The following is a 7,687-nucleotide window of genomic DNA, read 5'->3' as shown; positions in this document are numbered from 1 at the left end:
GCTATTTTGTTAGGAATTATGTCCCAGCCTCTTTATTATTTTTACAAGATTGGTGATAATAATTTGGCAATATCTTCTTTGAATTTAATTGATAATGGTCGTTTTTTATATTTCTCAAGTGTAAGTTGTTTAGATTTTTTTATATCTTCTTTATACGCCTCTTTTAACTTCTTAGCTAATTGTTCATCATATACGAATGCATTAACTTCAAAGTTCAATACAAAACTTCTGTAGTCCATATTAGATGAACCTACACTACTGACTTCATCATCAATCATTAACATTTTAGAATGTATAAATCCATTTTGATACGTATACACTTTTACTCCATATTCAAGCAATTCAGCAACATTTGAAAATGTAGACCAGTAGACAAATGGATGATCCGGTTTACATGGAATCATTATGTTAACATCAACACCAGTATTTGCTGCCATTTTCAATGCATTAATGTAAGATCGATCTGGTATAAAGTAAGGTGTTTGAATATAAATAGATTTTTTCGCACTCATAATCATTTTGGTATATCCAAACTCAATTTGGTGTAATTCATATGCAGGTCCACTTGAACCAATTTGAATGGCTGAATGACCATCCTGTACTTTCTTTTTAGGAAAATACTTATCATCATATTCAAATTGTGGACGATGTGCTTGAGAGTTCCAATCAAGAATAAACCTAATTTGAAGTGCATTTACAACATCACCTTGTACTCTTAAATGCGTATCTCTCCAGTATCCTAGTTTACCTAAACCTAAATAATCGTCACCTACATTAAATCCACCAATATACCCGATTTGACCATCAATAACAATAATCTTACGATGGTTACGATTATTCATTCTAAAGTTAATAATTGGTAGTTTAGATGCAAAAAATGCTTCTACCTCTCCACCTAATGATTCAAAATGTTTAAATTTGTGACGTTTTAAATTTTTTGAACCCACATCATCGTAAAGTAATTTAACTTCTAAACCTTCTTTTAACTTTGTTTCTAGGGCATCGATAATTCGTTTTCCTAGACCATCGATTTCAAATCCAAAGTACTCTAAATGTATGTAATCTTTCGCATTATAAATATCTTCGAGTACTTTGTCATATAATTCATGACCATCAATAAATAAATCAATTTTATTGTCTTCAGTAATAAAAGCATCTTGTTTCTTTAATAGCATTCTTGCCATATCTTGATGATTTTGTAGCTGCTTGTTTTCTGTATGATAGTTGTAATGATCAATTTTATGAGCTTGTTCATCAATCAAATCTTTATAAACATCTAGCTCTTTACCATTACTTTTTTCCATTTTTCTTTTTGAAACAGTTCTACCGAAAAATAGATAAAGAATAAATCCAAGCACTGGTAATACAAATAATACAAATATCCAGGCCCATGTTGAAGATGCACTACGTCTGTTACGCTCTAAAAAAATTAAAATAAAAGCCAACACTAAATTGCCTAAAAATCCAAGCACTAAAATTATATTCAATATTGTGCCAATTTTAGGGCCAAAAAGACTTATCATAATTCTAAACTCCTACTTCTCAAATTCAACTTTTATTTATCGGCTAATATTAAAAAGGCACTTAATATTTCTTCATTGTTAGGAAATTGGCGTTCTTCAATTTTATCAATTGAAACATTTAATAATTCATAGCGACGACCTTCTTCACTTGCTAAATATTGATTAATTTCATTTTCCAATTCTTCAATTGTTTGTTCTTGAATTCTTTTAAATTTTACTTTACTCATTTATAACACTCCATTTCATATATTTGTTTAAATCATAGTCTTTTTACATGTGTTTATCAACTAAATTGCAATGATAATAGGACGTCTTTTAAAAGCGTTTACATATTTATTTTTATTCTCTTAAATTCACATTACTAAAAAGGTAGTGTATACTAAATACATTCTATTCAAATTTTCAGAATAATCAGTTTAGAATAAGCATAAGGAAGTTAGGGAGGAATTCGATGATATCTTTTGAAAATGACTACCTAGAAGGTGCACATCCAAAAGTTTTACAACGTTTTATTGATACAAATTATATTCAAGCTTCGGGTTATGGGGATGACCAATTTTCAAAACAAGCCGCTGATCAAATTCGAAAAACGATTCAATGTCCTGAAGCCACTGTTCGCTTTTTAATTGGTGGTACACAAACAAATCAAGTTGTTATTAATACTGTATTAGAGCCATATGAAGGGGTTATTTCAGCAGATACAGGTCATGTGGCAGTACATGAAGGGGGCGCTATAGAATTTAGTGGTCATAAAGTATTAGCAGTACCATCTCATGAAGGTAAGATTTCACCTAAAGAAGTAAATACCTATCTTGAAACTTTTTATAATGATTTCAAACGTGAACATATGGTATTTCCTGGTATGGTGTATATTTCTCATCCTACTGAATATGGAACGCTTTATAGTAAAGAAGAACTTAGGAATTTATCAGAAGTCTGTAAGGAACATCATATTCCATTATTTATGGATGGCGCCCGATTAGGTTATGGTTTGATGAGTAATGAAACAGATGTCACAATTGAAGATATTGCTAATTACTGTGATATTTTTTATATTGGTGGTACAAAGATTGGTGCACTATGTGGTGAAGCGATTGTATTTACAAACAATAATGAACCTAAACACTTCACTACACGTATTAAACAGCATGGTGCCCTACTAGCTAAGGGGCGTTTAGTTGGTATTCAATTTTTAGAATTATTTACTAATAACTTGTATTTTGATATTAGTCGACATGCTATTAATATGGCGAATAAAATGAAGCAAGGATTTATCAATAAAGGATATAAAGTGTATTTTGATTCTCCTACTAATCAACAGTTTTTCGTATTAAATGATGATAAGATTAAAGATCTTCAGAGTAAAGTGAAATTTACAATTTGGGAAAAATACGATGATACACATCGCGTTGTTAGATTCGCAACAAGTTGGGCCACAACTGAGGAAAATGTTGACAAACTTTTAGAATTAATTTAATTATAAACTTATTTAATATAGACCTTAAGGTGACATACTTCGGGTCTATATTTTTATGTTTACATAATATTTTTATAATTCATATAGGTTTTATTGATATATTTAATAAAAATAGGAGCTATATATTATGAAAAAATATTTAGTGGTAGATGAACATGAAAAAACAAAAAAAGCTAAACAATCTATGATTAAACTAGAAAATTTCGAGAAGTATATAAAGAATGTTTTTTAACTTTAGTTGCCCAATAGTTGCCCGGTTTCTCAAAATCGCTCTAATTTTTATGATTTAGTTGCCAAGTTTTCAAACAAAAAAGAAGCTAAGGCAAATGCCTTAACTTCTTATATCCCTAAGTCTTTCCCCTTTTTGCTTAGCGATTAGTATTGTTTCATATATTGATCGCGTTCCCATTCAGAAACTTGAGTTCTGTAATAGTCCCATTCGATAGATTTAGAATTAATAAATTGATTATAGATGTGATTGCCTAATGCTTTTTTAACTGTATCGTTTTCACGCATTGCTTTTAATGCAGTGTAAAGTGTAGATGGTAAATCTTGAATACCTACTGCTTCACGTTCTTCACGATTCATTTCATAAATATTTTGGTTTACTGGTTCTGGTACTTTAGTTTTGTTTTTAATACCGTCTAAACCAGCTTGTAAGATCGCAGCTAAAGCCATATATGGGTTAGCAGCTGGGTCAACTGAACGTACTTCAATACGAGTTGATAAACCTCTTGAAGTAGGTACACGTACTAATGGAGAACGGTTTTTACCACTCCAAGCAATGTAACATGGTGCTTCGTAACCAGGTACTAAACGCTTATATGAATTGACTAATGGGTTACATACTGCTGTAAATCCACGTGCATTATTTAAGATACCTGCAGTAAAGTGATAAGCATCTTCAGTTAATTGATCTTTGCCGTTTGGATCAAAGAATGCATTTTCTTTACCTTTGAATAAAGATACGTTGAAGTGCATACCACTTCCATTTACACCAAATAATGGTTTTGGCATAAATGTCGCATGTAAATTATGTTTACGTGCAATTGTTTTAACAACTAATTTAAATGTTTGAATGTTGTCACATGCTGAAATTGCATCTGCATATTTGAAGTCAATTTCGTGTTGACCTGGTGCTACTTCATGATGACTTGCTTCGATATCAAAGCCCATATCTTCTAATTCAAGGACGATGTCACGACGACAATTTTCACCTAAGTCAGTTGGTGCTAAGTCGAAGTAACCGCCATTATCATTTAATTCTAATGTTGGTTCACCTTTTTCATCCAATTTGAATAAGAAGAATTCTGGTTCAGGCCCTAAGTTGAAATCTGTATAACCTAAGTCTTCCATTTCTTTTAATATACGTTTTAAGTTCGTACGTGGGTCCCCAGCAAATGGTTCACCATCAGTTGTATAAACATCACAAATTAAACGTGCTACTTTGCCTTGACCTGCTGTCCAAGGGAAGATAACCCAAGTATCTAAATCTGGGTATAAATACATATCTGATTCTTCAATACGTACGAAACCTTCGATTGAAGATCCGTCAAACATCATTTCATTATCTAACACTTTTTCTAATTGGCTTACTGGAACTTCAACATTTTTAATTGTACCTAAGATATCAGTGAATTGTAATCTTAAATATCTTACGTTTTCCTCTTTTGCAAATTTACGAATATCCTCTTTTGTAAAAGTATGTTTTGGCATGGTAGACATCCTCCAAGTTATTAATTAATAAATCGTGATAAATCGCCACGGTTTATCGGTAAAGCTTCACTGCGCGGTTTCTGAGTTGCATCTACAATCATTCTTTTTCTCGTCTCTTGTTCATCAGTAGTTAAGTGCCCTTGATTATTTGTAATTATTTGTTTAATACCTTTTAAATTAAAACCTTTTTCAATTAACGTTTTAATTTCTAACAGTCTCTCTAAGTCATTCATCGAGAATAACCTTTTATTTCCTTCGGTACGTTCGGGCTTAATGAGTTCATGTGTTTCATAATAACGTATTTGTCTTGCTGTGAGTTCTGTCAATTTACAAACAACACTCATAGAGAACACGGCCATATTACGTCTTATTGTATCGTTAGACACTATAACCTCACCTCTACTTTTGAACTTGTCTATAATTTAGCATAGATTAATATGAAATACAAAAATATGTTAGGTTTTCTGACATGAAAATTGAATATTTCTTACATATAAACGTAAAAGCCCATAGATACAGTTATCTACAGGCTTTTTACTATTTAAAAATTATTTTTCAAGACATCAATACGATAGCGTATTCTTATTGTTAAGTTTCATTAATGGTTATCTTCCATATTTGCTTCAAAGTCATCAAGTAATGCTCGAGCTTCATCCACAGTTTCTGTACTCATTAATTGATGCCGTAATTCACTTGCACCTCTAATACCTCGCACATAAATTTTAAAGAAACGTCGTAAACTTTTAAATTGTTGTGTTTCTTCATTTGAATACTTTTCAAATAACTCTAAATGTAATCTAAATAAATCCAAGAGTTCTTTACTTGTATGTTCGCGTGGCTCTTTCTCAAATGCAAAAGGATTATGGAAAATACCTCTTCCTATCATAACTCCATCAATACCATATTTCGTCGCAAGTTCCATTCCTTTTTGTCTATCGGGAATATCACCATTGATAGTTAATAATGTTTGAGGCGCCACTTCATCGCGCATTTCTTTAATGGCTTCAATTAATTCCCAATGTGCATCGACTTTGCTCATTTCTTTACGTGTACGAAGATGGATAGATAAGTTTGCAATGTCTTGCTTAAACACATGTCTTAACCATTCTTTCCATTCCTCTATATTATAATAACCTAGACGTGTTTTAACACTAACAGGTAGTCCACCTGCCTTGGCTGCTTGAATAATTTCAGCTGCTCTTTCTGGTCGTAAAATTAACCCAGACCCTTTACCTTTTTTGGCAACATTTGCGACAGGACAGCCCATATTTAAATCAATACCTTTAAAGCCCATATCTGCTAAACCAAAACTCATTTCTTTAAATTGCTCTGGCTTATCACCCCATATATGAGCAACCATAGGCTGTTCATCTTCACTGAATGTTAAACGTCCTCGTACACTATGTATCCCTTCTGGATGACAAAAACTCTCCGTATTTGTAAATTCAGTAAAAAATACATCTGGTCTCGCTGCTTCACTTACTACATGTCGAAAAACAATGTCTGTCACGTCTTCCATCGGCGCTAAAATGAAAAATGGACGTGGTAATTCATTCCAAAAATTTTCTTTCATAATTGATTTAAACCTTCTTATTCATTAGTATCTCGTATAATTAACCATGATATATTATCATAAAATAAATCCATATACAAAAGGAAATTCACTCTCATTATGTTTATTACTATCTATTTTTGAATATTGTGTTATACTACTTAAATTAAATTCTGTTCTTTTAAATTCATAACCGCACGTGTTACTGCAATTTTAACATGTTCATAAGTTAGACCACCTTGCACATATGCCTCATAAGGCGGACGAATCGGACCATCTGCTGATAATTCAATAGAGGATCCTTGCACAAACGTTCCTGCTGCCATGATGACATCATCTTCATAACCAGGCATATAACTAGGTTCAGGACTAAAGTGTGCATTAATTGGTGAAGCATGTTGAATACTTTGACAAAATGCAATCATCTGTTCTTTTGTATCAAATTGAACGGTTTGAATTAAGTCTGTACGCTTAGCATCGTACTTGGGTACTGTGTTCATATTCATTTTTTCAAGAAGTAAACTTGTAAATAATGAGCCTTTTAAGCTTTGACTCACTACATGCGGTGCTAAAAAGAATCCTTGATACATTTCTTGCAATGAAAATAATGAAGCACCCGCTTCTTTACCAATACCAGGTGCAGTTAAACGATAACCACATCGTTCGATTAAATCTTTTCGTCCTGCAATGTAACCACCAATTTTTGCTAATCCACCACCAGGATTTTTTATTAATGACCCTGCAATTAAATCTGCACCCACTTCTATTGGTTCTCGACGCTCTACAAACTCTCCGTAGCAATTATCCACAAAAATAATTACATTTGGATATCGTTGTTTAATTTGAGAAATAGCAGTTTCTATTTCATCTACTGTAATTGAAGGTCGTTGTCCATACCCTTTTGAACGTTGAATAGCAATAACTTTCGTTTGTTTCGAAATAGTATTTAAAACAGTTTCAACATCAATCATTCCATCTTTTAATGCAACTTCTTTATATGTCACGCCATGCTCTTTGAGACTTTCAATACCATTACCATTAACACCAATCACTTCAAGTAAGGTGTCATAGGGACTACCTGTAATGTACATCAGTTCATCGCCATATTTGAGTGTACTTTGCAATGCTAATGTAATTGCATGAGTACCTGAAATAATTTGAGGTCTAACAAGTGCATCTTCTGCTTTAAACGTATGAGCATATATCTCTTCTAAATGATCACGTCCAAAATCATCATAACCATATCCTGTAGAACCTATTAAATCATTCTCGCTCGCTTTAACATGATGAAAAGCATCAAGAACCTTTTCCTGATTGATATAAGCAGTTTCTTCAATTTCTTTAAATAAGGGTGTTAACGTTTCTTCTACTTTAGAAACGATGTGTTGAATATCTGACATGCAATTTATCTTCCTTTAT

At 32.3% G+C, this 7,687-nt stretch carries 7 protein-coding genes; 1 reads left to right on the top strand and 6 read right to left on the bottom strand.

The features are described from left to right. Positions 1 to 41: 41 nt before the first annotated feature. Positions 42 to 1,523: a cardiolipin synthase gene (gene cls, locus HMPREF2629_RS05575; RefSeq protein WP_070813196.1), complete on the bottom strand. Its 1,482-nt coding sequence runs from the start codon at positions 1,521 to 1,523 to the stop codon at positions 42 to 44. A 32-nt stretch (positions 1,524 to 1,555) separates the two neighbouring features. After that, a complete protein-coding gene (locus HMPREF2629_RS05570) occupies positions 1,556 to 1,750 on the bottom strand; it encodes a hypothetical protein (RefSeq protein ID WP_017174645.1) in 195 nt (64 codons plus the stop codon). A gap of 224 nt (positions 1,751 to 1,974) precedes the next feature. On the opposite strand from HMPREF2629_RS05570, the gene HMPREF2629_RS05565 reads away from it, so the two are divergent. Then, the gene (locus HMPREF2629_RS05565; protein ID WP_049419845.1) at positions 1,975 to 3,000 is read left to right on the top strand and encodes a threonine aldolase family protein; all 1,026 of its coding nucleotides are present in this window, start codon (positions 1,975 to 1,977) and stop codon (positions 2,998 to 3,000) included. Between the two features lie 375 nt (positions 3,001 to 3,375). Here the strand turns inward: HMPREF2629_RS05565 and glnA are convergent, their stop codons facing one another. From glnA to HMPREF2629_RS05545, 4 genes are all read right to left on the bottom strand, one after another. Beyond that, positions 3,376 to 4,716, bottom strand: coding sequence for a type I glutamate--ammonia ligase (gene glnA, locus HMPREF2629_RS05560; RefSeq protein ID WP_017174642.1), 1,341 nt, complete (start codon positions 4,714 to 4,716; stop codon positions 3,376 to 3,378). A 20-nt stretch (positions 4,717 to 4,736) separates the two neighbouring features. Beyond that, on the bottom strand, positions 4,737 to 5,105 hold the full coding sequence (locus HMPREF2629_RS05555; protein ID WP_025987220.1) for a MerR family transcriptional regulator: 369 nt from the start codon (positions 5,103 to 5,105) through the stop codon (positions 4,737 to 4,739). 209 nt (positions 5,106 to 5,314) lie between these two features. Continuing rightward, positions 5,315 to 6,289 (bottom strand): tRNA dihydrouridine synthase, encoded by a 975-nt coding sequence (locus HMPREF2629_RS05550; protein WP_049379239.1) that lies wholly within the window; start codon positions 6,287 to 6,289, stop codon positions 5,315 to 5,317. 140 nt (positions 6,290 to 6,429) lie between these two features. After that, a complete protein-coding gene (locus HMPREF2629_RS05545) occupies positions 6,430 to 7,668 on the bottom strand; it encodes a methionine gamma-lyase family protein (protein WP_070468680.1) in 1,239 nt (412 codons plus the stop codon). Positions 7,669 to 7,687: the final 19 nt, after the last annotated feature.

The sequence above is a fragment of the Staphylococcus sp. HMSC034C12 genome (genome assembly GCF_001835895.1).
Classification (GTDB): domain Bacteria; phylum Bacillota; class Bacilli; order Staphylococcales; family Staphylococcaceae; genus Staphylococcus; species Staphylococcus hominis.
This window is presented reverse-complemented; position numbering and strand designations above follow the sequence as displayed.

What these genes read in the sequence shown, in the direction of transcription:
- cls (WP_070813196.1), bottom strand. Translation starts at nt 1,523, where the DNA reads ATGATAAGTCTTTTTGGCCCTAAAATTGGCACAATATTGAATATAATT.
- HMPREF2629_RS05570 (WP_017174645.1), bottom strand. Translation starts at nt 1,750, where the DNA reads ATGAGTAAAGTAAAATTTAAAAGAATTCAAGAACAAACAATTGAAGAA.
- HMPREF2629_RS05565 (WP_049419845.1), top strand. Translation starts at nt 1,975, where the DNA reads ATGATATCTTTTGAAAATGACTACCTAGAAGGTGCACATCCAAAAGTT.
- glnA (WP_017174642.1), bottom strand. Translation starts at nt 4,716, where the DNA reads ATGCCAAAACATACTTTTACAAAAGAGGATATTCGTAAATTTGCAAAA.
- HMPREF2629_RS05550 (WP_049379239.1), bottom strand. Translation starts at nt 6,289, where the DNA reads ATGAAAGAAAATTTTTGGAATGAATTACCACGTCCATTTTTCATTTTA.
- HMPREF2629_RS05545 (WP_070468680.1), bottom strand. Translation starts at nt 7,668, where the DNA reads ATGTCAGATATTCAACACATCGTTTCTAAAGTAGAAGAAACGTTAACA.